The organism is Kitasatospora sp. NPDC096147 (genome assembly GCF_044763225.1).
GTDB lineage: Bacteria > Actinomycetota > Actinomycetes > Streptomycetales > Streptomycetaceae > Kitasatospora.
The window spans coordinates 382192-408003 of sequence record NZ_JBIWFX010000004.1 but is presented as its reverse complement, the minus strand read 5'-3'; the positions used below and the strand labels follow the sequence as shown (position 1 = coordinate 408003).

At 73.5% G+C, this 25812-nt stretch carries 24 protein-coding genes; 9 read left to right on the top strand and 15 right to left on the bottom strand.

Annotation, left to right across the window (positions count from 1 at the left end; translation table 11 throughout):
- Window positions 1-160: 160 nt before the first annotated feature.
- Window positions 161-439 (top strand): DUF2087 domain-containing protein, encoded by a 279-nt coding sequence (locus ACIRBX_RS16050; protein ID WP_402297115.1) that lies wholly within the window; start codon window positions 161-163, stop codon window positions 437-439.
- 438 nt (window positions 440-877) lie between these two features.
- Here the strand turns inward: ACIRBX_RS16050 and ACIRBX_RS16045 are convergent, their stop codons facing one another.
- The 5 genes from ACIRBX_RS16045 to ACIRBX_RS16025 form a co-directional block, all read right to left on the bottom strand.
- Window positions 878-1504 (bottom strand): GDSL-type esterase/lipase family protein, encoded by a 627-nt coding sequence (locus tag ACIRBX_RS16045; RefSeq protein ID WP_402297113.1) that lies wholly within the window; start codon window positions 1502-1504, stop codon window positions 878-880.
- Between the two features lie 61 nt (window positions 1505-1565).
- Window positions 1566-2627: an ROK family glucokinase gene (locus tag ACIRBX_RS16040; RefSeq protein WP_402297623.1), complete on the bottom strand. Its 1062-nt coding sequence runs from the start codon at window positions 2625-2627 to the stop codon at window positions 1566-1568.
- Between the two features lie 44 nt (window positions 2628-2671).
- On the bottom strand, window positions 2672-3460 hold the full coding sequence (locus tag ACIRBX_RS16035; RefSeq protein ID WP_402297111.1) for an ATP-binding cassette domain-containing protein: 789 nt from the start codon (window positions 3458-3460) through the stop codon (window positions 2672-2674).
- Window positions 3457-4485 (bottom strand): ABC transporter permease, encoded by a 1029-nt coding sequence (locus tag ACIRBX_RS16030; protein ID WP_402297109.1) that lies wholly within the window; start codon window positions 4483-4485, stop codon window positions 3457-3459. Before ACIRBX_RS16030 ends, ACIRBX_RS16035 begins: the two co-directional genes overlap by 4 nt.
- Window positions 4482-5480 carry a substrate-binding domain-containing protein gene (locus tag ACIRBX_RS16025; protein WP_402297107.1) on the bottom strand — a complete coding sequence of 333 codons (999 nt, stop codon included), beginning with the start codon at window positions 5478-5480 and terminating at the stop codon, window positions 4482-4484. Before ACIRBX_RS16025 ends, ACIRBX_RS16030 begins: the two co-directional genes overlap by 4 nt.
- A gap of 261 nt (window positions 5481-5741) precedes the next feature.
- Here ACIRBX_RS16025 and ACIRBX_RS16020 point away from each other — a divergent pair, with 261 nt between their 5' ends.
- The gene (locus ACIRBX_RS16020) at window positions 5742-6860 is read left to right on the top strand and encodes an alpha/beta hydrolase (RefSeq protein WP_402297105.1); all 1119 of its coding nucleotides are present in this window, start codon (window positions 5742-5744) and stop codon (window positions 6858-6860) included.
- A gap of 135 nt (window positions 6861-6995) precedes the next feature.
- Here ACIRBX_RS16020 and ACIRBX_RS16015 read toward each other — a convergent pair whose 3' ends face one another.
- Both ACIRBX_RS16015 and ACIRBX_RS16010 read right to left on the bottom strand, forming a co-directional pair.
- Entirely contained in the window at window positions 6996-9401 is a 2406-nt protein-coding gene (locus ACIRBX_RS16015) for an AfsR/SARP family transcriptional regulator (protein ID WP_402297103.1), read from the bottom strand.
- Between the two features lie 119 nt (window positions 9402-9520).
- Window positions 9521-11113: a PucR family transcriptional regulator gene (locus ACIRBX_RS16010; protein WP_402297101.1), complete on the bottom strand. Its 1593-nt coding sequence runs from the start codon at window positions 11111-11113 to the stop codon at window positions 9521-9523.
- A gap of 357 nt (window positions 11114-11470) precedes the next feature.
- Here ACIRBX_RS16010 and ACIRBX_RS16005 point away from each other — a divergent pair, with 357 nt between their 5' ends.
- The 6 genes from ACIRBX_RS16005 (at window position 11471) to ACIRBX_RS15980 (ending at window position 18595) form a co-directional block, all read left to right on the top strand.
- Window positions 11471-12358, top strand: a complete 888-nt coding sequence (locus tag ACIRBX_RS16005) for an FAD binding domain-containing protein (protein ID WP_402297099.1) — start codon at window positions 11471-11473, stop codon at window positions 12356-12358.
- Entirely contained in the window at window positions 12355-12840 is a 486-nt protein-coding gene (locus ACIRBX_RS16000; RefSeq protein WP_402297097.1) for a (2Fe-2S)-binding protein, read from the top strand. The genes ACIRBX_RS16005 and ACIRBX_RS16000 overlap by 4 nt, the downstream gene beginning before the upstream one ends.
- Window positions 12837-15197, top strand: a complete 2361-nt coding sequence (gene pucD, locus ACIRBX_RS15995; protein WP_402297095.1) for a xanthine dehydrogenase subunit D — start codon at window positions 12837-12839, stop codon at window positions 15195-15197. Before ACIRBX_RS16000 ends, pucD begins: the two co-directional genes overlap by 4 nt.
- Before the next feature lie 250 nt (window positions 15198-15447).
- A complete protein-coding gene (locus ACIRBX_RS15990; RefSeq protein WP_402297093.1) occupies window positions 15448-16929 on the top strand; it encodes an NCS2 family permease in 1482 nt (493 codons plus the stop codon).
- Between the two features lie 89 nt (window positions 16930-17018).
- Complete coding sequence (locus ACIRBX_RS15985) at window positions 17019-18197, top strand: XdhC family protein (RefSeq protein ID WP_402297091.1); 1179 nt, start codon at window positions 17019-17021, stop codon at window positions 18195-18197.
- A gap of 101 nt (window positions 18198-18298) precedes the next feature.
- A complete protein-coding gene (locus ACIRBX_RS15980) occupies window positions 18299-18595 on the top strand; it encodes a hypothetical protein (protein ID WP_402297089.1) in 297 nt (98 codons plus the stop codon).
- A gap of 7 nt (window positions 18596-18602) precedes the next feature.
- On the opposite strand, the gene ACIRBX_RS15975 is transcribed toward ACIRBX_RS15980, so the two are convergent.
- Complete coding sequence (locus ACIRBX_RS15975) at window positions 18603-19442, bottom strand: PaaX family transcriptional regulator C-terminal domain-containing protein (protein ID WP_402297087.1); 840 nt, start codon at window positions 19440-19442, stop codon at window positions 18603-18605.
- Window positions 19439-20038 (bottom strand): GNAT family N-acetyltransferase, encoded by a 600-nt coding sequence (locus tag ACIRBX_RS15970; RefSeq protein ID WP_402297085.1) that lies wholly within the window; start codon window positions 20036-20038, stop codon window positions 19439-19441. Before ACIRBX_RS15970 ends, ACIRBX_RS15975 begins: the two co-directional genes overlap by 4 nt.
- A gap of 92 nt (window positions 20039-20130) precedes the next feature.
- Between ACIRBX_RS15970 and ACIRBX_RS15965 the strand changes: the two genes are divergently transcribed.
- The gene (locus ACIRBX_RS15965) at window positions 20131-21120 is read left to right on the top strand and encodes an alpha/beta hydrolase family protein (RefSeq protein WP_402297083.1); all 990 of its coding nucleotides are present in this window, start codon (window positions 20131-20133) and stop codon (window positions 21118-21120) included.
- A gap of 18 nt (window positions 21121-21138) precedes the next feature.
- Here the strand turns inward: ACIRBX_RS15965 and ACIRBX_RS15960 are convergent, their stop codons facing one another.
- From ACIRBX_RS15960 to ACIRBX_RS15935, 6 genes are all read right to left on the bottom strand, one after another.
- The gene (locus ACIRBX_RS15960) at window positions 21139-22278 is read right to left on the bottom strand and encodes a Fic family protein (protein WP_402297081.1); all 1140 of its coding nucleotides are present in this window, start codon (window positions 22276-22278) and stop codon (window positions 21139-21141) included.
- Between the two features lie 35 nt (window positions 22279-22313).
- Window positions 22314-22808, bottom strand: a complete 495-nt coding sequence (locus ACIRBX_RS15955) for a DUF1203 domain-containing protein (RefSeq protein WP_402297079.1) — start codon at window positions 22806-22808, stop codon at window positions 22314-22316.
- A gap of 122 nt (window positions 22809-22930) precedes the next feature.
- Complete coding sequence (locus tag ACIRBX_RS15950) at window positions 22931-23554, bottom strand: LysE family translocator (RefSeq protein WP_402297077.1); 624 nt, start codon at window positions 23552-23554, stop codon at window positions 22931-22933.
- 76 nt (window positions 23555-23630) lie between these two features.
- Complete coding sequence (locus tag ACIRBX_RS15945; protein ID WP_402297075.1) at window positions 23631-24350, bottom strand: transporter substrate-binding domain-containing protein; 720 nt, start codon at window positions 24348-24350, stop codon at window positions 23631-23633.
- 36 nt (window positions 24351-24386) lie between these two features.
- On the bottom strand, window positions 24387-24593 hold the full coding sequence (locus ACIRBX_RS15940; protein ID WP_402297073.1) for a cold-shock protein: 207 nt from the start codon (window positions 24591-24593) through the stop codon (window positions 24387-24389).
- A gap of 54 nt (window positions 24594-24647) precedes the next feature.
- Window positions 24648-25805, bottom strand: coding sequence for a sensor histidine kinase (locus ACIRBX_RS15935; protein WP_402297071.1), 1158 nt, complete (start codon window positions 25803-25805; stop codon window positions 24648-24650).
- Window positions 25806-25812: the final 7 nt, after the last annotated feature.

The window sequence follows — 25812 nt, the reverse complement described above, 5'->3', positions numbered from 1 at the left end:
GAGTACCCACCGGTAGTCCCGTCCTGACTCCGCCTCACTCGGCGATGTGCACGGCGGCCCCGGGCCTCGCTCCGAGGCACGTCGAGGCGCTCGCACGGCAGGACCCACGGGGCGGAAAACTCCTTGCCCGCACCACTCCACCAGCGGCAGGCTGCCTGGCATGTCCGAGAACACCACCTCCAGCTCCTCCGTCACCGCGCTCTTCGCCGCCGACGGCCGTCTGGTCTCCGTCCCCCGCAAGGCCGCCCGCCGGGACCAGCTCCTCGACCACCTGGCCGCCACCCTCTTCGAGCCGGCCACCGACTACACCGAGAAGCAGGTCAACGAGGCACTGCGGACCGTGCACGACGACTTCCCGGCGCTGCGCCGCTACCTGGTCGAGAGCCACCGGCTGACCCGTACCCGGGACGGCAGCTCCTACCGGCGCCCGGCGGCCTGAGCCTGCCGACCGGTCTCGACGGCGTGCCGCTGGGCGCCCTCCTGCCGCAGCTCTCGGCCGCCGAGCGGGGGGAGCCGCACCGGGCGGGCCCGGGCCCTGGACGGGGTGCCCGCACACGAGGCGGTCCGGGAGTGGTGGGAGGCCCGCGCGGTCTTCACCGGGCCCGAGGACCGGCTCCGGCAGGTGCTCCTCCTCAACCCCGTCGTGCCGTCGGCGGACGACTGGCTGGAGTACCGGCCGGCGGTGGGCTGGACGGAGCGGGGGCAGCACGAGGTCAGCGCCCTGGTGTCCGTCGGGTGCCGCTGCGCGCGGGACCACGGCGGCCACGTCGCCGACCGCCTGGCGCTCACCGCACCGGACGGCCCCGGCCTGGTCCGGGCCTTCGCGGCCTGCGCCGCCCGCCTGGCCCAGTGGCCGGCCGATCCGAAAGGACGCCGCCTACTGGCGGGCCCGGGGCGCCGCCTGAGGAGCCGTCAGCCAGGACAGGAGCCCGCCGGCCAGCACCACCTCGGCGGCCCGGGCGTAGCCGCCCGCCGCCGGGTGGGCACCGTCGCCGGCCAGCGCCTCGGCGTTCCAGGCCAGGTCGGCGGCCAGCGCCTCGGTGAGGGGGACGAAGGGGACGCCGAAGTCGGCGCAGAGCGCGGCCTCGGCGTCGGCGAGGGCGAGCAGGCGCGAGAGGTGCTCGGTGCCGAGGAAGGCGACCGGCGGGGGGCCGACCACCAGGACCGGGACCGCGCGCCGGGCCGCCTCGGTGAGGAGGGCGGTGAGGTGCTCCAGGGTGCGGGCGGGTGCGACCCGGGGGGCGCCGTCCTCGACGACGGTGTCGTTGCTGCCGAAGGAGACCACCAGGCGGTGGTCCGCACCGGGGACGTGGCGGGCGTCGTACTCGGCCCAGACCCGGGCCAGCACGTCCGCCGAGGTGTTCCGGCGCACCCCCAGGTTGAAGGCGGTCAGGCCGGGGCCGGCGGCGGCCAGCACCCGGCCGACCCAGCCCTGGTAGGAGGGGTCGCCGAGGCCCAGGACGAAGGAGTCGCCGATGAAGCAGATCCGTAGCTGGTCGGTCATCCGGCCAGCCTAGGGAACCGGCCCCGCGCGGGAGTTCGGTGTCCGACCGGCGGACGGACCGTCAGGTCGCCGTCCGCTCGACCCGGTGGCGCTTGATGGTGCGGAAGCGCCGCGCCACCTGCCGGGCCAGGTCGGCCGCGCCGACCAGGCCCGCGTCGTTGCCCAGCGCCGCGTGCACGATCTGCGCCTCCGGGCGGAAGCCGCGGCCGGTCAGGGTCCGCTTGAACGCCTGCCGGGCCGGCGCGAGCAGCAGCTCCCCGGACTCGGAGACCCCGCCGCCGATGACGAACCGTCCGGGGTCCAGCGCCGCCGCGAGGTTGGCGATGCCGGTGCCGAGCCAGGTGCCGACCTCGTAGAGGAGTTCGGTGGCGACCGGGTCGCCGCCGCGCGCCGCCTCGGTGATCAGCGGGCCGGTCAGCCCGGCGGCGGTGCCGCCGGCCAGCGCCAGCAGCGGCTGCACCACCGGGGACTCCTCGGCCACCAGCTCCCGGGCGTCCCGGACCAGCGCGTTGCCGGAGGAGTACTGCTCCCAGCAGCCGCGGTTGCCGCACGGGCAGCGGTGGCCGCCGGGCACCACCTGCATGTGGCCGAACTCGCCCGCCAGGCCGTACTTCCCCCGGTCCACGTAGCCGTCCCGGACCACCGCGCCGCCGATGCCGGTGCCCAGGGTGAGCATCACCATGTGCTCCTCACCCCGGCCGGCGCCGAAGCGCCACTCGGCCCAGGCGGCGGCGTTGGCGTCGTTCTCCACGATCACCGGGAAGCGCAGCCGGGCGCTGAGCGCGTCCCGCAGCGGCTCGTCCCGCCAGTTCAGGTGCGGGGCGAAGAGCACCCGGGAGCGGTCCGAGTCGACCCAGCCGGCCGCGCCGACGCCCACCGCGTGCACGTCGTGACGGTCCGCCAGCCGGAGCACCAGCTCGACGATCACGTCCTCGACCACCTTGGGGCTCTTGCTCTTGTCGGGGGTGTCGGTGCGGATCCGCTCCAGCACCTTGCCCTCGCCGTCCACCACCCCGGCGACCACCTTCGTCCCGCCGATGTCCACGCCCACCGTGGGCAGCCGCAGCACGCTGGCCGGCAGCGCCCGGCGGCGGCGCTCCGCGCGCGGGCCGATGCCGAGCAGGGTGGGCAGGACGGGGGGACGTTGCGGGCTGCTCACGGGGCGGGTCACTCCTCAGGGCGGGTGCCGGGGTCGGGGGCGTCGCGGCCGAGCTCGTGGCTGAGCTCGGCCAGGTCGGAGCCGCCCGCCATCTCGGTGGTGAGCTGCTCCAGGGTGATCCCGGCGCGCGGGTGGCTGCCTGCCATCCTCCCGCGTCTCAGCAGGGTGAAGTGGTCCCCCACCAGATGTGCGTGGTGCGGGTTGTGGGTGATCAGCACCACGCCCAGCCCCTCGTCCCGGGCCGCCGCCACGTACCGCAGCACCACGCCCGACTGCTTGACCCCGAGCGCGGCGGTCGGCTCGTCCAGCACCAGCGCCCGGGCACCGAAGTGCACCGCCCGGGCGATCGCCACGCACTGCCGCTGGCCGCCGGACAGCGTGCCGATCGGCCGATCCACGTCGGGCAGGTCGATGCCCATCCGGGCCAGCGCCTCCCGGGTGACCGCCCGCATCCGGGGCACGTCGAGGCGCAGCCGGGAGCCCAGCTCGGCGCCGAGGAAGAAGTTCCGCCAGACCGGCATCAGCGGCACCACCGCGAGGTCCTGGTAGACGGTGGCGATGCCGCGCTCCATCGCCTCCTTGGGCGAGGAGAGCCGCACCTCCTGACCGTCGATCAGGTACCGGCCCTCGTCGTGCCGGTGCAGCCCGGCGATGATCTTGATCAGGGTGGACTTGCCCGCGCCGTTGTCGCCGAGCACGCAGTGCACCCGACCGGCCTCGACGGTCAGCGAGATGCCCTCCAGGGCCCGGACGCTGCCGTAGCTCTTGCCCACCTCGTCCAGCTCCAGCAGGCTCACCGGCCGCCACGCTCCGCCCGTCGCTTGACCCAGGAGTTGAGCAGCGCGGCCAGCAGCAGCATCGCGCCGAGGAAGAACTTGAACCAGTCCGGGTTCCACTGGGCGTAGACGATGCCCTTGCTGACCATGCCGAAGATCAGCGCGCCGAGCGCGCCGCCCAGCACCGAGCCGTAGCCGCCGGTGATCAGGCAGCCGCCGATCACCGCCGCCACGATGTAGATCAGTTCGTTCCCCACGCCCTCGCCGGACTGCACGGTGTCGAAGGAGAACAGCAGGTGCTGCCCGAGCACCCAGGCGCAGAAGCCCACCCCGAGGTAGAGCGCCGTCTTCACCCCGGCCACCGGCACGCCGACCGCCCTGGCCGCCGCCGGGTCGCCGCCGACCGCGAAGACCCAGTTCCCGTACCGGGTGCGCAGCAGCACCCAGGAGCCCGCCGCCACCAGGGCGAGCCACCACCAGACGGTGGCCTTGACGCTCAGCCCGCCCACCGTCAGCTCCGAGGCGAACAGCCAGCGGCAGGAGGCGAAGCCCTCCATGTCGGCGATCGGCTTGGTGGTGACGGTGCCGGAGACCAGCTTGGTGACGCCCAGGTTGGCGCCGGTCAGCATCAGGAAGGTGCCGAGGGTGACGATGAAGCTGGGCAGCCCGGTGCGGGCCAGCAGCCAGCCGTTCAGCCAGCCGACCGCGAGCGCCACCGCAAGCGAGACCAGCACGCCGACCCAGGTGATCGCGGTCAGCTGGTAGGAGACCATCGAGGAGGTCAGCGCGGCGGTGGTGACCAGCACCCCGGCCGACAGGTCGAACTCGCCGCCGATCATCAGCAGCGAGACCGGCACCGCCATGATCCCGATGGTGGAGGCGGCGTACAGCACGGTGCCGATCGAGGCCGGCCGCAGGAAGCCGTCGGCCACCACCGCGAAGACCACCAGCACCGCGAGCGCGGCCAGCGCCGCGCCCAGCTCGGGGCGGGAGTGGTGCCGGCGGCGGCGCTGCGGCGGCCCGGCGCTCAGCACCTCGCGGCTCACCTGGTGCCCCGGGCGACGTAGGTGGCGAGGGCGTCCGCGTTCTCCCGGGTGAGGATCTGAGGGCCCGTCAGCACCGGGCCGCCCCCGCCCAGCACGTCCAGGTTGGAGCGGTAGAGCCAGAGCAGGTCCACGCCCTCGTAGCCCTGGAGGTAGGGCTGCTGGTCGACCGCGAAGCCGACCGTGCCCTTCTTCAGGCCGTCCACCACCTGGGTGCCGAGGTCGAAGGTGTCCAGCTCCACCCCGGGCCGGGCGTCCGCGATGGCCTGGAGCCCGGTGGCGGCCAGCGGGGCGCTCAGGGTGAGCACGGTGTCCAGGCCGGCATCGGCCTGGAGCTTGGCGGCCACCGCCGCCTTGGCGTCGGGCAGGCTGGTGCCGGTCACGTACAGGGTCTGGAACGGGCCGCCGAAGCTCTCCTTCGCCCCGCCGCAGCGCTGCTCCTGCCCGACGTTGCCCTGCTCGTGGATCACGCAGAGCACGGACTTCCGCCCCCGCTTCGCCAGCTCGGCCCCGGCGGCCCGGCCGGCCGTGGACTCGTCCTGGCCGACGTGGGTGAGCGCGCCGAACCGGGCCGAGTACTCCTGGCCCGAGTTGATGCTGATCACCGGGATGCCGGCCGCCTTCGCCTTGCCCAGCACCTCGGCCATCGCCTCGCCCTTGGCCAGCGAGACCAGCAGGCCGTCCACCCGCTGGTCGATCGCGGCCTGGACCAGCTGGACCTGGTTCTGGGTCTGCGCGTCGTTGGTGTAGCGGAAGGCGATGTTGTCCTTGGCGGCGGCCTGCTCGGCGCCCTTGCGGACGCCGTCCCAGAACGCGTCGCCCGCGCCCGCGTGGGTGACCATCGCCACCGTCCAGCGCGGGGTGTCCACCGCGCCGCCGGCCGTGGCGGACTTCGAACGGGCCTGCTCGGCCCGTCTGCCTCCCGTGCTGCTGCACCCCACCGCCGTCAGCAGCAGGGCCAGGGCGAGGGCGGCGGTGCGTCGGCTGCGGTATGACACTCCGACAGTTTCCAGGAAGCGGGCTCCCCGGCGTGGCGACTCGCTGTGAACCGGCCGTACCCGTTCGACGCGTACCGCCAAGCGGGTGGCACACTGGTCCGGGCCGTTCAGGCGGTTCTCACGGAAGGTGTGACGTTCCTCTCAGGTTCCACTCAGGTTCGAGGAGCAACCGATCTTCGGTTCGAGACCGTCTGATCCCATCGAAGCGTCCGGGGGCGACCAGGTCCTCCGTGACGGTTGGCGACCGGACAAGAGAACTCGATGCAACTGACAGGCACCCCCTTCCTCATCGTCACGATCATCCTCGTGCCGATCTCCATCGCGGTCGCGATGCTGCTCTGGGGGAAGGTGCGCGGCCCGAGAGCGGCCCGGGCGCTCACCCGGCTGGTGATGCTGCTGTTCTGTCAGGTGACGGCCGTGGTGACGGTCTTCGTCATGGTCAACAACGCCAACCTGATCTACGGCAGCTGGTCCGACCTGCTCGGCACCGGCGAGCACGTCCGGGCGGTGCCGCACGTGGCCCCCGAGGACCCGAAGGGCGGCTCCACCCACGCGCCCGAGCCCAAGGTGATCCAGCAGTTCAAGAAGGTCGACGACCCCAAGGTGCCGGGCGACGTCCAGCGCACCGAGCTCAAGGGCAAGCTGTCCGGCGTCGACGGCGAGGTGCTGGTCTGGCTGCCGCCGCAGTACGACAAGCCCGAGTACAAGGACAAGAAGTTCCCGGTGGTCGAGCTGCTGCCCGGCTGGCCCGGCTCCTCCTCCACCTGGTACGGCACCCTCAAGGTCTCCGAGCAGCTCAAGCCGCTGATGGAGACCGGCCAGGTGGCGCCATTCATCCTGGTCTCCCCGCGCACCCTGCTGCTGGGCAACACCACCGACACCGGCTGCGCGGACGTGCCCGGCAAGGTCAACGCCGCCACCTGGCTCTCCCGGGACGTCCCGCAGATGGTGCTGGACAACTTCCGCGCCGACCCGTCCGCCGACCGCTGGGCGGTGGCCGGCTACTCGGCCGGCGCGCACTGCGCCACCAAGCTCGCGGTCGAGCACCCGAACCGCTACCGGGCCGGCATCAGCCTCTCCGGCTACAACGACCCGGGCAAGGAGCCGGCCTCGCTCACCGCCAAGGACCCGGCCCTGCGGGAGAAGTCCAACCCGCTGAACATCCTCAAGAGCGCCGCCCAGCCCCCGAAGGTCGCCCTCTACGTCAGCGGCAACAAGGGCGACGGCTTCGAGGACGCCCAGGCCCTGAAGGCGGCGGCCAAGGCCCCCACCACCGTCCAGCCGATCGAGACCACCGGCGCGCACTCCAGCGACGTCTGGAAGCCGATGGTCCCCGACGTCTTCAAGTGGCTCACCACGGTGATCCCGGCCAACGGCTGACGCACCGTCACCCCCGCAGGCGAAGGGCCCGCCGCTCCCCGACCGGGGGAGGGCGGGCCCTTCGGCGTCGGCCCGTCGGCACGACCGCCCTCAGCCGACCAGGTCAGCCTGCCGGCTCCGCGCCGGCCACCCCGGTCAGCCGCCCAGCTCCGCCCGGGCCAGCACGGCGCGGGCGGAGCGCATCCGGTCGTGGACGGCGGCCAGCCGCCGGACCACGGGTGCCGTGAGGTCGTCACGACCGCTCCGCCCGGCCCGGTCGAGGGAGGACGCGAGCGCCTCCACCGCCTCCGAGAAGCGGTCGGCCGTGCCGTGCACGACATCGACGGGCCACGACGGGCCGGGGCCGCCGTCGCCCGTCGCGATCCACCGGTCAGCGGTCACGCACCCCGCGAGGTGGCAGGCCACCTGCCAGGCGAGATCGGGGCGGGCCGAGGCCGCGGCCCGGCGGACCACCTCGGTGGCGTTGCCCAGTTCGCGGGTGCACCAGGCCGCCGCCCCGGCGCCGTCGGTGAAGACCGGAAGCGCTGCCGGCGTGTCCGCCGCCGACCCCGGAACGGCCGGGCCGCCGGACCGCAGCACCTGCCCGGCGTGCCGGAACGCGGCTGCGTACCAGTGCGCCAGCCTGGCCTGCCCGGCATCCCGGTCCGCCCCGGTCTCCTCCGCGACGGCCCGCTCCGCCGCGTACGCGCCGACCAGCTCGTGGAAGCGGTACCGCAGGGGCTCGGGCGTGCGGAGCAGGTGGTGGTCGACCAGGGTCTCCAGCAGGTCCGCCGTGACGTGCTCCGGACGGTCCGCCAGCGCGGCGGCCTGCCCGGCTCCGAGGTCCAGGCCCGGCCAGCCGCCGAGCAGGCGGAACAGCCGGGCCGCCTCGCGCGCTGCCGGGTCGCCGTCGCGCAGCACCGCGTAGCCGGAGGCCAGGGTGGTGCGGACGGAGAGGTGACCGGCCGTCAGCGCCTGCAGCCGGGTGCCGTCGTGGGCCAGCAGGTCGGCCAGGACGCCGAGTGGCCAGGTGGGCCGCGCGGCCAGGCGCGCGGAGGTGATCCGCAGGGCCAGCGGCAGTCCGCCGCACGCGGCCAGCAGGCGCAGGGCGGCGTCGGGCTCGGCGGCGACCCGTTCGCCACCGCAGGCCCGGGCCAGCAGGTCGCGCTGCTCCTCGACGTCCAGCGGCTCAAGCGGCACCTGGAAGGCGTCCGGCAGGGTGGCCAGTGACCTCCGGCTGGTGACGAGCACGGCGCTGTGGCCGTCGCCGGGGAGGAACGGGAGCACCTGGGCGGCGTCCCGGGCGTTGTCCAGGAGCAGCAGGACGCGGCGGCCGGCGAGCGCGCTGCGCAGCCGGGCGGAGCGGTCGGCGGTGTCGGTGGTGTCGGTGGTGTCGGCCGTCTCGGCGGTGGGCCCGGCCGGGGGCTCGGTGCCGTGCCCGGACGGCGCCGTGCCCGGCCGCCCGGGGTCGAGGTCGGCGAGCAGTCGCGCCACCACCTCGTGCGGGTCGCGCGGTTCGGCGTGGCCGGACCCGTGCAGGTCGACGTGGAGCTGGCCGTCCGGGAAGCTCTGCCGCACCCGGTGCGCGGCGTGCACGGCGAGTGCGGTCTTGCCGACGCCGCCCATCCCGGAGACCACCAGCACCCGGGGTCGGCCGTCCGCCGTGGCTCCCAGGCGGGCCACCAGCGTGGCGAGCTCCTCGGCGCGCCCCGTGAAGTCGGCTGTGTCGGCAGGGAGTTGGGCAGGCGTACGGACGGTCGGCGTCGCCGCCGGCGGCGGCGGCGGGAACAGGACCGGGGCCGCCCGCAGCACCTGCTGGTGGACGGTGCGCAGCGCCGGGCCGGGGTCGACGCCGAGCTCCTCGGCGAGGCGGGCCCGGATGTCCTCGAAGGCGTCGAGCGCGTCGGCCTGCCGGCCGCTGCGGTAGAGCGCGGTGACCAGGTGGACGTGCAGGGCCTCGTGCAGCGGGTGCCGGCCGGCCCAGCGGGTGAGTTCGACGAGTGCGGCTTCGTGGCGGCCGAGGTGCAGCTCGGCCTCGAAGCACCACTCGGCGGCCTGGAGCCGGGCCTGCTCGAAGGACCGGACGGCCGGGAGTTCCTGGTCGGCCAGCTGGGGGAGGTCGGCGAGCGGAGCGCCCCGCCACAGGCCGAGCGCGGTCCGCGTGGCGCTGCTGACGACCCGCCAGTCCTCCGCGCGGCGGGCCTCGGCTGCATCCGCGACCGCCCGGGCCAGCTCGTCGGTGTCCAGCTCCCCCCGGCCGATCCGCACCAGGTAGCCGGCCGGGACGGTCCGGAGCCGGTCGCCACCGTCCGGGCCCAGCAGCCGGCGCAGCCGCCCGACGTGGTTGATCAGCGAAGCGGCGGCGCTGGGCGGCGGATGGGCACCCCAGAGGGCGTCGGTCAGCCGCTCGCGGGAGACCGGGCGGTTCGGGGCGAGCAGCAGGGTGGCCAGCAGGGCCCGGCCGTGCGGGGCGGGGCTCGGCAGCAGGACTCCCGAGCCGTCCCGGATCAGCAGGTCACCCAACAGCCCGAACCGCACGTCCTCGCCCCCAGCCTCCGGCACGGCCCTCCGGTGAGCGCTCGCAGGAGGGCTCGGGCCGTAGCTGGGTCCGATTATCCGACGGCCCGGTCACCGTCGAGGCACTGCCCGCCGGATCCGCGGGCCGGCCCTGTCAGGTCCGGTCAGGCCAGCTCGAGCGCCAGGTAGAAGTCCACCCGGTCCTCCAGGCGGGAGAGGTCACGGCCCGTCAGTTCCTCGATGCGGCCGATCCGGTAGCGCAGGGTGTTGACGTGGACGTGCAGCTGGGCGGCGCAGCGCGTCCACGAGCCGTCGGAGCGCAGGAACGCCTCCAGGGTGCGGACCAGGTCGGCCTGGTGCTCGATGTCGTAGGCGATCACCTTGTCGAGCAGGCGGCTGCGGAAGGCGCGGCGCACCTCGTCCGGGACGGCGGCCAGCAGCAGCACGTGCGAGGCCAGCTCCTCCGGCCCGGCCACGCAGACCCGGCCGACCCGGGCGGCGGCGATCCGGCGGGCGTGCCGGGCCTCCTCCAGGGCCCCGCGCAGACCGCCCGCCTCGGAGGCGGGGGCGGAGACGCCGAGGGTGATCCGGCCCTCGGAGCCGAGCCCGGCCTCCAGCGGGGCGAGCAGTTCCCGCAGCGCGTCGGCGGGCACGGGCGTGGCGGGCGCCGGCAGCACCACCACCGCGCCGCCGCCGGCACCGGCGACGAGGGCTCCGTCGGTGGCGTCGGTGAGAGCTTCCTCCAGGATTGACCGCACCGCCCCGTCCGGCAGCCCCGTCCCTTCGGCGCTCAGCACCAACCAGGACCCCTCGGTCACCAGCGGCCCCACCGCGTCGCCCTCGTACTTGGCCGCCATCGCCGCCGAGGCGTACAGCGTGCGGCTGATCTCGCCCGGGTCGGCGTCCCGCTGAAGGAGCGTCAGCACCTCGTCGGCGAGCCGCCGCCGCAGCCGCCGGCCCTCGTCCCGGCGGACCCGCTCGACCGCGACCAGCCGGGCCAGGTTCTCCGCCAGCTGCTGGCGCTTGACGGTCCATTCGGTGACGTCGCCGGCCACCACCAGCACCCAGTCGGAGAGCGAGACGTCCGCCTCCGCGCTGGCCGGCGCGGGCAGCAGCGAGTACGAGCCGCCGGCCAGCCGGGCCCGGTGCGGGGCGCGGCGGCGCTGGCGCTGGGCGGCGAGGTTGGCCCGGACCAGCTGGTCGCGCTCCTCGGCGGAGAGCCGGTCGACGGGGCCGGCCACCACCCGGCCGGTCGGGGCGAGCACCCAGCAGTCCAGGTCCAGGTCGCCACCGAGCAGGTCGAGCACCGCGTCCAGCCCGCCGCCGCCCGCGGCGGAGACCAGCAGCCGGTGCCGGTCCACCAGCGCGGCCAGGTCGGCGGCCCGGTCGGCCGAGACCTGACGGCCGATGAACTCGGTGACGGTGCCGAAGGCGATGTCGTCGGGCACGGCGAGCAGCGGCATCCGGTGCCGGCGGCAGGCCGCGACCAGGTCCTCGGGCACCGGCCCGACCTCGGCCTCGCCGGCCGCCAGGGCGACCGCACCGCCGGCCACGATGGTGCGCACGAAGCGCTCGGAGTCGTCCGGGCCGGTGCGCCAGAGCATGCCGGTGAGCACCAGCTCGCCACCGTGCAGGTAGCGGCCCGGGTCCTGGAGGTCGGTGGTCATGACACCGCTGACCTGCCGGTCGAGCTCGTCCTCGGCGGCGAGCAGCCGCAGCCTCGGGGCCCCGGGGGCGAGCAGGTCTCGGACGCGCATCCGGCGACTCCTTCGTCTGTGCGGAATGGGTGCCGCTGGGCACCGGGAGGACAGTGTGCCCCATGGATCCGGAGGTCGGTGTTACGTATCAACCGACTCACGGTCACGGGGTCGTAGCTTCCGAATCACGGCCGGATTACGGTCGTCAGTGGGGCCCCGCGCTTCGCTGTACAGGGCAATTGTCCGCCTTAGAGGAACGTACAGGATGCCGGGCGACGGCGAGGCGAGGGCTTCATGCCATCGGTGACTGCCAGTGGGCCGGGTCACAGCGGTTCACTGGCCACACGCCGAACAACCAGTGAAATCCCCCGGGCAGTGTGCCCACCGTCCGGCGTGACGACTTGAGGAGAGACCCGCATGGAGTTCCTTCGGCCCGCTACCTGGGACGAGGCACTCGCGGCGAAGGCTGAGTACCCGACCGCGCTGCCGATCTCGGGCGGTACGGACGTCATGGTCGAGATGAACTTCGACGTGCACCGGCCATCCGCGATTCTCGACCTGAACCGCATCACCGAGCTGACCGAGTGGTCGAACGACGGTGCCGTCGTGAAGCTCGGCGCCTCGGTCCCGTACACCCGGATCATCAACGAGCTCTCCGGGCCGCTGCCGGGCCTGGCGCTCGCCGCGCACACCGTCGGCTCCCCGCAGATCCGCAACCGCGGCGGCGTCGGCGGCAACCTCGGCGGTGCCTCGCCTGCCGGTGACGCCCACCCCGCGCTGCTGGCGGCCGGCAAGGACGTCTTCGTGGAGGCCGCCTCGGTGCGCGGCACCCGGATGATCCCGATCGACGAGTTCTACGTCGGGGTCAAGCGCAACAGCCTGGAGCAGGACGAGCTGATCCGCGCCGTGCACATCCCGGTGGCGGACGGCCCGCAGCAGTTCTCGAAGATCGGCACCCGGAACGCGATGGTCATCGCGGTCTGCGCGTTCGGCTTCGCGCTGCACCCGAAGAACGGCACGGTCGGTACCGGGATCGGTTCGGCTGCCCCCACGCCGCGCCGCGCCCCGGAGGCCGAGGCCTACCTGGAGGGCGTGCTCGCCGAGCGCGGTCTCTGGGAGTCCGGCGACCTGCTGGGCACCGAGGTGATCCAGCGGTTCGGCGAGCTGGTGAAGGCCGCGGCCTCGCCGATCGACGACGTGCGCGGCACCGCCGACTACCGCCGGCACTCGCTGGCCGTGATGGCCCGCCGCACCCTCACCTGGTGTTGGAACGACTACAGCAAGCAGATCAGGAGCGCGGCATGAGGGTCACTTTCACCGCCAACGGCAAGCCGGTCGAGGCGGACGACGTCTGGGAGGGCGAGAGCCTCCTCTACGTGCTGCGCGAGCGGGTCGGCCTCCCGGGCTCGAAGAACGCCTGCGAGCAGGGCGAGTGCGGCTCCTGCACCGTCTACCTGGACGGCACCCCGGTCTGCTCCTGCCTGGTCGCGGCCGGCCAGGTGCAGGACCGCGAGGTCCGCACCGTCGAGGGCCTGGCCGAGGAGAACGGCGAACTCGGCCTGGTGCAGCAGGCGTTCGTGGACGCGGGCGCCGTGCAGTGCGGCTTCTGCACCCCCGGTCTGCTGGTGCAGACCGACGCGCTGCTGGCGAACGAGCCGCAGCCGAGCGACAACGACATCCGCGAGGCCCTCTCCGGCAACCTCTGCCGGTGCACCGGCTACGAGAAGATCATGGACGCGGTGCGGCTGGCTTCCGCCCGCACGTGCGCGAAGGCGGCGGGAGAATGAGCACTCGCACCATCCAGGGTCAGAAGAACCTGCAGAACATCAACCAGGCGTCCAAGGACGGCATCGGCGGCTCGCCGCTGCGCCCGGACGGCAACCTGAAGGTGAAGGGCGAGTTCGCCTACTCCTCCGACATGTGGCACGAGGACATGCTCTGGGGCATGGCGCTGCGCTCGCCGCACCCGCGCGCCAACCTGCTGAGCGTGGACATCTCCGAGGCGCTCAAGGTGCCCGGCGTCTACGCGGTGCTGACCCACGAGGACATCCCCGGCTCGAAGTTCTACGGCCTGGAGATCCAGGACCAGCCGGCCCTGGCCATCGACAAGGTCCGCTACCACGGCGAGGCGATCGCGCTGGTCGCGGCCGACCACCCGGAGACGGCCCGCCGCGCGGTAAAGAAGATCAAGGTCGAGTACGAGGTGCTCACCCCGATCACCACCGAGGAGCAGTGCCTCGACCCGGAGACCCACGGGTACGTGCACGAGCCGCACGAGTTCAAGTCGCACGGCTACGGCAACATCTGCCACGAGCAGAAGCTGGTCTCCGGCCTCGGCGTCACCGACGAGGTCCGCGCGCTGGCCGACGTGGTGGTCTCCGGCCACTACGAGGTCGGCATGCAGGACCAGGCGTTCCTGGGCCCCGAGTCCGGTCTCGCGGTGCCCTCCGAGGACGGCGGCATCGACCTCTACATCGCCACCCAGTGGCTGCACGTGGACCGTGAGCAGATGGCCCCCGTGCTGGCCCTGCCGCTGGAGAAGGTCCGGCTCACGCTGGCCGGCGTCGGCGGCGCGTTCGGTGGCCGCGAGGACCTGTCGATGCAGATCCACGCCTCGCTGCTGGCCCTGCACACCGGCAAGCCCGTCAAGATCGTCTACGCCCGGGATGAGTCCTTCTTCGGCCACGTGCACCGCCACCCGGCCAAGATGTACTACGAGCACGGCGCCACCCGCGACGGCAAGCTGGTCTACGCCGACGCCCGCCTGGTGCTGGACGGCGGCGCGTACGCCTCCGCCTCCCCCGCCGTGGTCGGCAACGCGGCCTCGCTCGGGCACGGCCCGTACGAGATCCCGAACGTGCGGATGCACGCCATCGCGCTCTACTCCAACAACCCGTCCTGCGGCGCGATGCGCGGCTTCGGCGCGGTGCAGGCGGCCTTCGGCTACGAGTCGCAGATGGACAAGCTGGCGGCCGAGCTGGGCATCGACCCGGTCGAGCTGCGGCAGCTGAACGCGATGTCCGAGGGCTCGTTCATGCCCACCGGCCAGCAGATCGACTCGCCCGCCCCGGTGGCCGAGCTGCTCCAGCGGGTCAAGGACATGCCGCTGCCCCCGCCGATGGACTTCGAGCACCTGGACATCCGCTCGGTGCCCGGCGCGCTCTCCAACACCTCGCACGGCGAGGGCATCGTGCGCGGCGTCGGCTACTCGGTCGGCATCAAGAACGTCGGCTTCTCCGAGGGCTTCGACGACTACTCCACCGCCCGGGTCCGGCTGGAGGTCATCGGCGGCGAGCCGGTCGCCATGGTGCACACCGCGATGGCCGAGGTCGGCCAGGGCGGCGTCACCGTGCACGCCCAGATCGCCCGCACCGAGCTGGGCGTCGAGCAGGTCACCATCCACCCGGCCAACACCGAGGTGGGGTCGGCCGGTTCGACCTCCGCGTCCCGGCAGACCTACATGACCGGCGGCGCCGTGAAGCTGGCCGCCGAGGCGGTCAAGCAGGCGCTGATCGAGAAGGGCCGGCGCCGCTACGGCTGGCAGCAGAAGGACATCGACCTGGTCGGCGGCAAGGTGGTCTCCGAGACCGCCGGCGTGCTGGTGTCGATGGTCGACCTGCTCGGCGACGAGGCGATCGACCTGACCCGCGAGCACCACCACCGCCCCACCGTCCCGTTCGACAAGGAGACCGGGCAGGGCTTCGGCCACGTCCAGTACACCTTCTGCGCCAACCGCGCGGTGGTCGACGTGGACGTGGAGCTCGGCCTGGTCAAGGTGGTCGAGCTGACGGCCGCCCAGGACGTCGGCAAGGCGCTGAACCCGCTCTCGGTGGTCGGCCAGATCCAGGGCGGCTGCACCCAGGCGCTCGGCCTGGCCGTGATGGAGGAGATCATCGTCAAGGACGGGAAGGTGCGCAATGCCTCCTTCACCGACTACCTGATCCCCACCATCCTGGACACCCCGCCGATCCCGGTCGACGTGCTCGAACTCCCGGACCCGAACGCCCCGTACGGGCTGCGCGGCGTCGGCGAGGCCCCCACCGTGTCGGCCACCCCCTCGATCGTCGCCGCGATCCGGGCCGCCACGGGCATCGCCCTCACCCGCATCCCGGTCCGCCCGGAGCACCTGACGGGCACGCTCTAACACCGAACCTCCCCGGGGCGGCACCACGACGTCTTCCCGCCGCCCCGGGGCGCACCACAGAGAGAATGACGCACCATCAGGCACCACCCCCACGCTGCCGCCTCTCCCACGCCGGGGTTCTGCGCAGTCGCCCCACCCCGCACAGCACGTGCGCGCACATCGTGAGTCGAACAGTCCCCCTGTGCCCCCCTCCAAACGGCAATCAGGTCGGCTCGCCCACCCCAACCCCCTTTGAACCTTGGGAGTGGACATGACCCGGATCTCCACGGAGCCCGGCACCACTGACGACAGACCCGCTCCGGACGACTCCTCCACGCCGTCCGAGGCAAAGCCGCCGAAGAACGGCCTCGACGCCTACTTCAAGATCTCGGCGCGCGGCTCCACCTTCGGCAACGAGCTCCGCGGTGGCCTCACCACCTTCATGGCGATGGCCTACATCCTGCTGCTCAACCCGATCCTGCTGGGCGGTGCCGACAAGAACGGCGTCACCCTGGACCACGCGCAGCTCACCACGGCCACGGCGCTCGCCGCCGCCGTGACCACGATCCTGCTCGGCGTGGTCGGCAACGTACCGCTGGCCGCCGCGGCCGGCCTCTCGGTCTCCGGTGCGATATCGGCGATCGTGGTCCCCCACACCACGTGGGAACAGGCCATGGGCCTCTGCGTCATCTACGGCATCGCCATCGTGCTGCTGGTCGTCTCCGGCCTGCGCGAGAAGATCATGAACGGCATCCCGCTGCCGATCAAGCACGCGATCACCATCGGCATCGGCCTCTTCATCGCCCTGATCGGCCTCAACAAGGCCGGCTTCGTCTTCCAGGGCAAGGGCCCGCTGCTCTCGCTCGGCCCGACCGGCGAGCTGGCCGGCTGGCCGGTGCTGATCTTCGCGATCACCCTGCTCAGCATCTTCGTCCTGCTGGTCCGCAACACCCGGGGCGCGATCCTGATCGGCCTCGCCATCGGCACCGTGATCGCGTTCGTGGTGAACGCGGTGGCCGGCCTGGACGACAAGGTCTGGGGTCTGCAGGTGCCCAAGTGGCCCGGCAGCCCGGTGGAGGCCCCCGACTTCGGCCTGTTCGGCCACGTCGACCTGTTCGGCGCCTTCGGCAGCCAGGGCATGGGCGCCATCTCCGCCTCGGTCGCGGTCTTCACCCTGGTGCTGGCCGGCTTCTTCGACGCGATGGCCACCATCATCGGCGTCGGCACCGAGGCCGGGCTGGCCGACAAGCAGGGCCGGATGCCCGGTCTCTCCAAGGCGCTGTTCGTGGACGGCGCCGGCGGTGCGATCGGCGGCGTGGCCGGGGCCTCCGGCCAGACCGTCTTCGTCGAGTCCGCCACCGGCGTCGGCGAGGGCGCCCGCACCGGCCTCGCCTCGGTGGTCACCGGTGCCGTCTTCACCCTGATGCTGTTCTTCACCCCGATCGCCGGCATGGTCCCGGTCCAGGTGGCCTCGGCCGCCCTGGTGGTCATCGGCTCGATGATGATGAGTCAGGCCCGGCACATCGACTGGTCGGACCGCGAGGTGGCCATCCCGGCCTTCCTGACCTGCGTGCTGATGCCCTTCACCTACAGCATCACCGCGGGCGTCGCGGCCGGTGTGATCACCTACTGCGTGATCAAGGCCGGCCGGGGCAAGTGGCGCGAGCCCGGTCCGCTGATGTGGATCCTGACCGCCGTCTTCCTGGTGTACTTCGCCCTGACGCCGATCAAGGCCTGGCTGGGAGTTCACTAGTACCAGAGCCGCTGTGCGGGGGGCACCCACTCCTCGCACAGCGGCTGGTCCCGTTCCACCTCTCGATCCCTCGTAAGGAGCACCCGCACATGCAGGACATCGCCGAGCAGCTGTTGGCCTGGCACTCCTCCGGGCGCTCCTTCGCGGTGGCCACCGTGGTCGGCGTCTCCGGCTCCGCCCCGCGCGATCCCGGCGCGGCGCTCGCGGTGGACGCGGCCGGCGAGGCGATCGGCTCGGTCTCCGGCGGCTGCGTCGAGGGCGCGGTGTACGAGCTCTGCCAGGAGGCCGTCACCTCCGGCACCCCCGTGCTGGAGCGCTTCGGCTTCAGCGACGAGGACGCCTTCGCCGTCGGCCTGACCTGCGGCGGCGTCCTGGACGTCTTCGTCCAGCCGGTGGTCCCCGGCGCCGACGCCGCGCTGGACGCCGGCATCACCTACATCGCCTCCGGCACCCCGGTCGCGCTGGCCCGGGCCATCGCCGGCCCGGCCGGCCTGATCGGTGCGACCGTCGCCGTCACCGCCGACACCCACCACGGCTCGCTCTCCCCCGCCCCCTCCACCACCGGCGCCCTGGAGCGCGCCGTGGTCGCCGAGGCGCGGGCCATGCTGGAGGCGGGCCGCACCGGGCAGGTGGTGCTCGGCCTGGACGGTCGCCCCTGCGACGACGAGCAGCAGGGCACCGTCACCTTCTTCGTCGAGGCGTACGTCCCGGCCCCCCGGATGCTGGTCTTCGGCGCGATCGACTTCGCGGCGGCGGTGGTGCGGATCGGCAAGTTCCTCGGCTACCGGGTCACCGTCTGCGACGCCCGTCCGGTCTTCGCCACCGAGCGCCGCTTCCCGGAGGCGGACGAGGTGGTGGTCGACTGGCCGCACCGCTACCTGGACTCGCAGCTCTCCGCGCTCGACGGCCGGACCGTGCTCTGCGTGCTCACCCACGACGCCAAGTTCGACATCCCGCTGCTGGAGCGCGCGCTCCGGCTGCCGGTCGGCTACGTCGGCGCGATGGGCTCCCGCAAGACCCACCGGGACCGGAACGCCCGGCTGCGCGAGGTCGGCCTGACCGACGCCGAGATCGGCCGGCTGCGCTCCCCGATCGGCCTGGACCTCGGTGCCCGCACCCCCGAGGAGACGGCCGTCTCGGTCGCCGCCGAGATCGTCGCGCACCGCCGGGGCGGCTCATGCCTGCCGCTCTCGGCCGGGGACGGGCCGATCCACCACGACCTGGCCCGGGCCGCCGCCGCTCCGGCCGCTCCCGCCAGCGCCGCCTGACGGTCCGTCCGCCCCGTGCCCCTCACCCGTCCGGGTGCGCCCGGTGGCGGGCGGCGGGAGCCTGGAGTAGGGGCCCGTCCTCCAGCGGAAGGCAGCGGATCATGCGCACGCTCATCAAGGTCGTGTTCGACACCGAGACCTCCAACCGGATGCTCGCGGACGGCTCCCTGCAGCAGGCCCTGCAGGGCTTCATGAGCACCGTGAGGCCGGAGGCCGCCTACTTCGCGCCCACCGACGGCCGGCGCTGCGCCTACCTCTTCGCCGACCTGCCGGAGGAGGCCGCCCTGGTGACCTCGCTGGAGCCGTTCTGGCAGCTCAACGCCCACGTCACGGTCACCCCGTGCATGAACGCCGAGGACCTGACCACCGGCCTGGGCCGGATCTCCGACAGCGGCTGACGGCCGCTCAGCCCTCCTCCACGTCCCGGTACCGGGCGAACAGCCGCAGCTGCCCGTCGCCGCCGCTCGGCTCCAGGGCCCGCCAGCACTCCGCCGCCAGCCGCCGGGCCGCGCGGCCCGGCCAGGGCTGCGGGAGCAGCTCGGGCGGCAGCAGCGGATCGGGCTCGATGGCCAGGGTGAAGGCCGCTGCCAGCCGGACCGCCCTGGTCAGCCGCTCGGCCTCGTCGGCCGGTGCCGTCCCGGCGAACTCCTCTGCCAGTCCTGCCAGTTGCCCGTACCGTCCGGCGATCTCCGGCAACGGCCAGAGCCGGGCGGCCAGTTCGACCGGGTCGGTGGTGGCGCCGAGCCGCAGGTCGGTGCTGGTGAAGGTGGAGAGCTCCTCACCCAGGCCGAGCCGGGCCGCCTCGGCGAGCACCGTGCCGGTGATCGGGTTCGGCGTCGCGTAGAGCCCGCTCTGCACCGGAGCCGCCCCCAAGTGGCGCAGCAGCTCCCGGAGTTGGTCCCGGGCCGCGCGACGCGCCTCCGGCACGGCGAAGGCGATCAGCCGCCAGCGGCCGTCCCACGGCGCCCCACCCCGGTCCTGCCGGTAGGCGTACCGGACGTAGCCGGCGTCCGGGGTGAGCTCACCGCTCGCATCCGGCAGCGCCCGGATCACCGCCTTCCGCCCCCGGCCCTCCTGGGCGAAGCGGCCCTCCGCTACCAGCCGCTTCAGGCAGAGCCGCACCTGCTGGTCCGTCATGCCGAGCAGCGGCGCGACGGCGTACAGCCCGGCCGCGTCCACCGTGCCGTCTGTCCGGACCAGCGCGTGCACCAGCAGCCGGGTGGACACCGGGGGCCACTCGCTCACCTGTCACTCCGATCGGTGCTGCGGTGCATCGTGGTGACCGCCTCGAATCCCATCAACTCCCCGAGCCAGGGCGTCCGTTCGGTCTTCACGGCACGGAAGCCGAGCCGCTCGTACAGCGCCCGGGCGCGCGGATTGACGTCGATCACGTCCAACCGCACCCGGTGGCAGCCCTGCTCGGCGGCCACCGTCAGGATCTCACCCAGCAGCAGGCTGCCGAGCCCGGCACCCCGGTGCTCCGGGGCGACCGCGATGCCGTCCATCACCAGCTCGCCGGGGGCGGCCCGGCGCTCCATCAGCGCGAGCAGCGCCAGCCGGGGCAGGCCGCGCACCCGTCCGTACTCCGCCAGCACGTCACCGGCCGTGCCCCCGATCAGGCCCTCGCCGCCGAGCTGGTACCCGGCCACCCCGGCCACCCCGCCGTCCACCAGGGCGACCACGCCGCGGCCGTGCCGCAGGTGCCGGGCCAGGAAGGCCCGGGCCCGGTCGGGCGGGTTCAGCGCGGCCCCGAGCTTGCGGCCGAACGCCTCCCAGTACAGCTCCGCCACCCGCGGTTCGGCACCCTCCGGGACTCCGCGCCGCACCTCGACCGTCCGCATCGGCCTCTCCTTCCGTGGTCACTTGCGCTATCGATCCTAATACGCTCATCCTGAGGACGAGCGTTTTTGTTTCGATAGGCCCAGGAGGGGCTGTGCGGCGGCTACTGATCCGGACCCTGGCCACCCTGCTGCTGGCCGCAGCCGTCCTGACCGGGGTGGTGCTCCGGCAGTACGACTACGACCTGCGGGAGGAGCGCGTCACCGTCCCGCACGCCGGCGGCCGGCTCTCCGGCGTCCTCGCCCTGCCGCCGTCCGGCCCCGGCCCGTTCGGCCTGGTGGTCCTGGTGCACGGCGACGGCCCCGTGGACGCCACCCACGAGGGCTTCTACCGACCGCTCTGGGAGTCCTTCGCCCGCGCCGGGTACGCCTCGCTGTCGCTCTCCAAGCCCGGGGTCGGCGGCTCCGAGGGCGACTGGCTGTCCCAGAGCATGGACGACCGGGCCGACGAGACCCTGGCCGCCGTCGCCTGGGCCCGCACCCGTCCCGGGATCGACCCGCACCGGATCGGCCTCTGGGGCGCCAGCCAGGCCGGCTGGGTCCTCCCCAAGGCCGCGGCCCGGGACCGCAGCCTGCGCTTCGTGATCGCCGTCTCCCCCGCCGTCGACTGGCAGCAGCAGGGCCGCTACAACCTGCTCGCCGAACTGGCCGCCGAGGGCGCCGACGAGACGGCCGTCCGCACCGCCCTGGAGCGCCGCGAGGACACCCTGCGCCGCCTGCGCGAAGGCGCACCGGACGCCCCCGGCATCACCCCCGAGCGCTGGCGCTTCATCACCCGCAACCACCGCTCGAACGCCACCGACGACCTGCGCGCGGCAGCCGGCACCCCCACCCTGCTGATCCTGGCCGGCCACGACCGCAACGTCGACACCGCCGACACCGAGACCACCTACCGCCGCCTGCTCCCGCCCGACACCCTGACGGTCCGCCACTACCCGGACGCCGCGCACTCCCTGGTCACCGACACGATCGAGTCCTCCCCCGTCCGCCTCACCCTGACCGCCGTCCTGGCCCCGCGCCGCCTCTTCGCCCCGGGCTTCCTGACCGACCAGCAGCACTTCCTGGAGCACCTGCCGCCCGACTGAGGACCGGTCGGCACCGGCCTACGCCCCGTACGGATCGACCGGCTGGTACCGCTGACCGGCAATACCGAGCACCCGATCCGGAAACCGCGGGCCGGCGACGTAGTGGCGGGCCTTGGTCTGCCCGACGGCCTCCAACAGGCCGGTGCGCGTGAGGAACTGCAGGTCGCGGGTCGCCTGCTGAGTGGTGATGGCCTCGGCCCGCTCGTAGCGGGCACGCCGTACGCGGCCCGCCATGGCCACCTCGTGCAGGGCGGTCACCTGACGCTCACTCACCCCGAGCCTGCCGACCTCCTCCTCCAAGGCGATCCAGCAGCGGTTCGACCGGTCGACACGGTGCTGCACACGCTGGGCCTGCTGGTGGTAGGCGAGCAGGTTGAACTTGATCCACGGACCGGTGTCACGCTCCGGCGACCAGACCGGCCCACCGACGACGCGCAGCACCTTGTAGTACTCCCAGGTGTTGCCGGGCTGCCCGAGCCACTCCTCGATCGAGGAGAACTCCGGCGCCAGCACGCCGCCGCGCGCGATCACCAGCGTCTGGAGCGATCGGGAGAGCCGACCGTTCCCGTCCGTCCAGGGGTGGATCTTGACCAGGTTGAGATGGGCCATCGCGGCACGGATGAGGACGTGCTCCTCGAGATCGCCATCGTTGAGCCAGTCGACCAGCTCTCCCATCAGACCGGCGACGAGATCGTGGTCGGGCCCCTCGTAGTCGGTGGCGAGCGGATCACCCGGAGCGGTGATCCGTACCGCTCCTCGCCGCCACTGCCCGGCCAGCTTCAGCGGGTGGTGGTGACCCTGGAGCATCCAGTGGAGCGCATTGAGCAGTCCCTTCCCGTACCGAAAGTCGTGCGCGTCGTGGAGTGACTGGATGTACGTCATGGCCTGGCGGTAGGCGAGGGTCTCCGCCTTGTCCTCGTCACTGGCGTCGACCTCCTTCTCGCCGTCGATCAGGTCCGCGACGTCCTGCTCGGTCACGCGGTAGCCCTCGATGGTGTTGGACGCGGCGATGGCACTCGCCGTCAACGCCTTGCGCAGCTCCTGGGTCCACTTCATCGGAGCCTGCTGCACGGAATGGCGCAGTTCGTCGCGCTTCACATCGATCTGCGCGAGCACCTCACGGTCGGCCGCATCGAGTTTGGGGGTCTGGTAGAGCATGCACTAATGATACCCACTCCCTATCATTCGATGATTCAGGCCTGGCGGACGGAGTGCATGTAGCAGCCGTACTCGACCGCCCGAACGTGGAGCTGGGCCACCTCGGGATCGGTCAGCAGCTCGGCGGCGGTCGCCTCCAGCGCGGCCGGGTCGGTGACCAGCCGGCCGCCGAGGATGGTGCCCCGGTGGGAGTAGGCGCGCAGGACCCGGGGGCCGGTGTGCATGGTGGCCGGCCAGCCGGGGGCGGGGCCGTCGCAGGGGGTGGCGTGGATGAACACGGGGCCGCGTTCGTCGTAGGGGCCGGGGTCGGTGCCGGTGGCGGCGGCCCAGGGGGCAAGCGGGCGGTAGGAGACCAGGGCGATCCGGGCGCCGGGCTCGGCCCGGGTGAGGCAGCAGCGGAGCGGGGCGCCGCCGGTCTCGTCGGTGGAGAGCACCGGCGGGCGGCCCGCGTCGTCGCGGACGCGGAGCCGCTCGCAGGTGGCGGGGGCGATCGCGTCGGTCAGCAGGGTGGTGGTCTGAAGCGTCGTCATGCGGACCAGCCTGGCCGCCCGGTGGCGCCGGGACCGGCGGATATCCGACCTCGCGTTCCCCGGGTCCGGCAGGAGGACCCCGCCGGGGCAGGTGCCCGACCGCACGGACCCGGCCCGGGGCGTCAGTCGGTGACGGCCAGCCGGGCGCCGAAGGCGACGATCACGGTGCCGGTGACGCGGTCGAGCACGCGCCGGGCGGACGGGCGGCGCAGCCAGGTGCGCAGGACTCGGGCGAAGGCGATCAGCACGGTGGACCAGAGCAGGCCCTCGACCACGTGGATCGAGGTGAGCGCCACGCCCATCGGCAGGTGCGGCACCCCGGCCGGGATGAACTGGGGCAGGACGGCCACGTAGAAGACGCCGACCTTGGGGTTGAGCAGGTTGGTCAGGGTGCCGCGCTGCCAGCCGGCCCGGAAGCCGCCCGTCCCGAGGTCGTCGCTCTCCGGGGCCGCCGGGCCGCCGGCGCTGCGGAGCATCTGGACGCCCATCCAGACCAGGTACGCCACGCCCGCCCAGCGCAGCGCCTCGTAGGCGAGGTGGGAGGCGGTGAGCAGGGCGCTGATGCCCAGTGAGCTGAGGGTGCCCCAGATCATCGTGCCGGTCTGGATGCCGGCCACCACGCCCCAGGCCCGGGCCCGCTGGCCCAGGGCGGCGGTACGGAGGATGAGGGCGGTGTCGAGGCCGGGGGTCAGGGTCAGCAGACCGACCACCAGGGCGAAGGACCAGAGTGCCGTGGATATCTCCATGTCCGGTCAGCCTAGGGCCCGCGGCCCGGCCCGCGCCGGGCGGGCGTCACCTCGGGACGCGGCTCCTGACGGTGGGTCAGCGGGGCGGGGCGACCAAGGCGCCGGACTGGCCCGAGCGGCGCAGCGCGTCCGCGACGAATCCGTCGGCCTTCAGCTCCTCGACCAGCGCGGTGAGGTAGCGGACGGTCTCCGGCGAGCGGCCCTTGGTGGTGCCGACGGCCTGCCGGATCTCCATGAACCGGCCGTCCAGCAGCCGCAGCCCGGGCTCGGCGGCGACGTACGCGGTGAGCGGCTCGCGGATCCCGGCGGCCACCTCCAGGCCCTGCGCCGCGAAGACCTCCGTGCCCTCCGCGCCGCGCACCACCTCGGCCCGGCGGAGCGTCCGGGACAGGTGCAGGTCGTACGCCGAGCCCTCCTTGACCCCGATCCGCACGCCCGCCCGGTCGACCTCGCCGACCTCCCGGATCGCCGAGCCCTCCGGCACCGCGTACACCCCCTCGATCACCACGTACGGCGCGGTGAACGCGACCTCCGCCTCCCGCTCCGGCTCGACGGCCAGGAAGCAGAGGTCCGCCAGCCCGTCCGCCATCGCCCCGTAGGACTTGCGCGCCGCATCGAAGCAGAGCAGCTCGACCGGCACCCCCAGCCGGGCGCCGACCTCCCGGGCGATCTCCACGGTGACCCCGCCGGGGGCGTCGGGGGTGCCGTGGGCGAGCACCGGATTGCCCAGGTTGACGGAGGCCCGCAGCACCCCGGTGGGCGCGAGGTCGGCGGCGACGGCGGTGAGGTCGGTCATACCGGGGAGTCTAGGGTCCGCGCCCGGGCCCCGGCCTCAGTCCACGGGGCGGACGCGCTCCGCGACCGGGCGGAACTCCTGGACGGTGGGGTCGTACTCGACGTGCTGACCGGCCGTCAGTTCGTGGGGCTCGGGGGCCAGGATCGAGTCGTGGTAGACGGTGAGCTCGGGGCTGCCGTCGTCCGGGGTGATGTAGCCGTAGCCGTGGTGCATGTTGTAGCTCTTGACGCTTCCGGTGGCCATCGGATCCTCCCTGGGGTGGGGTCTCGCTCCCCAGTATCGGCGCTCCCCCGCAGGTCAGCCCAGTGGGAGGGTGGCGGTGATGCGGAAGCCGGAGTGGTACGGGGCGGCGGTGAGTTCGCCGCCGCAGACGGCGATCCGCTCGGCCAGGCCGAGCAGGCCGTGGCCGGTGGAGAGCGCGTGGCGGGCGGCGGGGGTGCGACCGGCGCCGTCGTCGGTGACCTCGATCCGGAGGGTGTCGGCCCAGTGCAGGCGGACGGTGGCGCGGGTGCCGGGGCCTGCGTGCTTGGCGATGTTGGTGACGGCCTCCTGGACCAGCCGATAAACCGTCATGTCGACACTTTCGGCCAGCCGTACGGGTGTGCCGTCGGTGTGCAGCTCCACCTCCAGGCCGGTGCGGCGGGCCCCGGCCAGCAGCTGGTCCAGCTCGGCCAGGCCGCGCCGCTCCTGGGTCTCGCCGACCAGGCCGGTGGAGCGGAGCAGCCGCAGCAGCCGGCGCAGCTCGCCGACGGCGGAGCGGCCGACCTCCTCGATGTGGCCGAACGCCTCGGCTGGCGGCCCCGAGGTGGCGGCCCGGCCGGCCTCGGCCCGCATCACCATCACCGCGACCGCGTTGGCCACCACGTCGTGCAGCTCGCGGGCGATCAGGGTGCGCTCCTGCACCACGGCCAGCCGGGCCCGCTCCAGCTCCTCGCGGTCGCGCTCGGCGGCGGCCCGGTTGGCCCCCGTCCAGCGGGCCACCGCCCAGGCTGCGGTGGTCAGCCAGAGGTAGAAGACCAGCGTGGAGACCAGCGCGGCCAGCTCGTAGCCGGGCATCGACTGGTCGGTGAGCACGTAGTGGACCTTCAGCGCCATCGGGGCGAGGCTGAGCAGCAGCGCCCCGGCCGCGACCGGGAGGCGGCGGCGCTCGGCCACCGTGAAGAGGGCGGTCAGGAAGCCCAGGTAGGGCGTGAAGTAGAAGGTGTCCTGATGCAGGGTCAGCGCGGCGGTGCCGGTGGCCAGGGCCCAGAGCAGCAGGAAGGCGGCGGCCGGGTGGCGCCGCCGCAGCAGCAGGCCGCCGAACTCCGGCAGGGCCAGCAGCAGCACCAGCAGCCGGTCCCCGCCGGTGGCGGCCGGGGAGAACAGGCCGCCCCAGAACAGCACGTCGGCGGAGACGGCGACGACCGCGAGGGCGAGGTCCTGTACCCGGGGGGAGCGCGGCCAGTGCACGGACACGGTGGCC

What these genes read in the sequence shown, in the direction of transcription:
- ACIRBX_RS15960 (WP_402297081.1), bottom strand. Translation starts at nt 22,278, where the DNA reads ATGCTCTACCAGACCCCCAAACTCGATGCGGCCGACCGTGAGGTGCTC.
- ACIRBX_RS15970 (WP_402297085.1), bottom strand. Translation starts at nt 20,038, where the DNA reads ATGCGGACGGTCGAGGTGCGGCGCGGAGTCCCGGAGGGTGCCGAACCG.
- ACIRBX_RS15950 (WP_402297077.1), bottom strand. Translation starts at nt 23,554, where the DNA reads ATGGAGATATCCACGGCACTCTGGTCCTTCGCCCTGGTGGTCGGTCTG.
- ACIRBX_RS15955 (WP_402297079.1), bottom strand. Translation starts at nt 22,808, where the DNA reads ATGACGACGCTTCAGACCACCACCCTGCTGACCGACGCGATCGCCCCC.
- ACIRBX_RS16000 (WP_402297097.1), top strand. Translation starts at nt 12,355, where the DNA reads ATGAGGGTCACTTTCACCGCCAACGGCAAGCCGGTCGAGGCGGACGAC.
- pucD (WP_402297095.1), top strand. Translation starts at nt 12,837, where the DNA reads ATGAGCACTCGCACCATCCAGGGTCAGAAGAACCTGCAGAACATCAAC.
- ACIRBX_RS16045 (WP_402297113.1), bottom strand. Translation starts at nt 1,504, where the DNA reads ATGACCGACCAGCTACGGATCTGCTTCATCGGCGACTCCTTCGTCCTG.
- ACIRBX_RS16020 (WP_402297105.1), top strand. Translation starts at nt 5,742, where the DNA reads ATGCAACTGACAGGCACCCCCTTCCTCATCGTCACGATCATCCTCGTG.
- ACIRBX_RS16005 (WP_402297099.1), top strand. Translation starts at nt 11,471, where the DNA reads ATGGAGTTCCTTCGGCCCGCTACCTGGGACGAGGCACTCGCGGCGAAG.
- ACIRBX_RS15945 (WP_402297075.1), bottom strand. Translation starts at nt 24,350, where the DNA reads ATGACCGACCTCACCGCCGTCGCCGCCGACCTCGCGCCCACCGGGGTG.
- ACIRBX_RS15990 (WP_402297093.1), top strand. Translation starts at nt 15,448, where the DNA reads ATGACCCGGATCTCCACGGAGCCCGGCACCACTGACGACAGACCCGCT.
- ACIRBX_RS16050 (WP_402297115.1), top strand. Translation starts at nt 161, where the DNA reads ATGTCCGAGAACACCACCTCCAGCTCCTCCGTCACCGCGCTCTTCGCC.
- ACIRBX_RS15985 (WP_402297091.1), top strand. Translation starts at nt 17,019, where the DNA reads ATGCAGGACATCGCCGAGCAGCTGTTGGCCTGGCACTCCTCCGGGCGC.
- ACIRBX_RS15980 (WP_402297089.1), top strand. Translation starts at nt 18,299, where the DNA reads ATGCGCACGCTCATCAAGGTCGTGTTCGACACCGAGACCTCCAACCGG.
- ACIRBX_RS15940 (WP_402297073.1), bottom strand. Translation starts at nt 24,593, where the DNA reads ATGGCCACCGGAAGCGTCAAGAGCTACAACATGCACCACGGCTACGGC.
- ACIRBX_RS16010 (WP_402297101.1), bottom strand. Translation starts at nt 11,113, where the DNA reads ATGCGCGTCCGAGACCTGCTCGCCCCCGGGGCCCCGAGGCTGCGGCTG.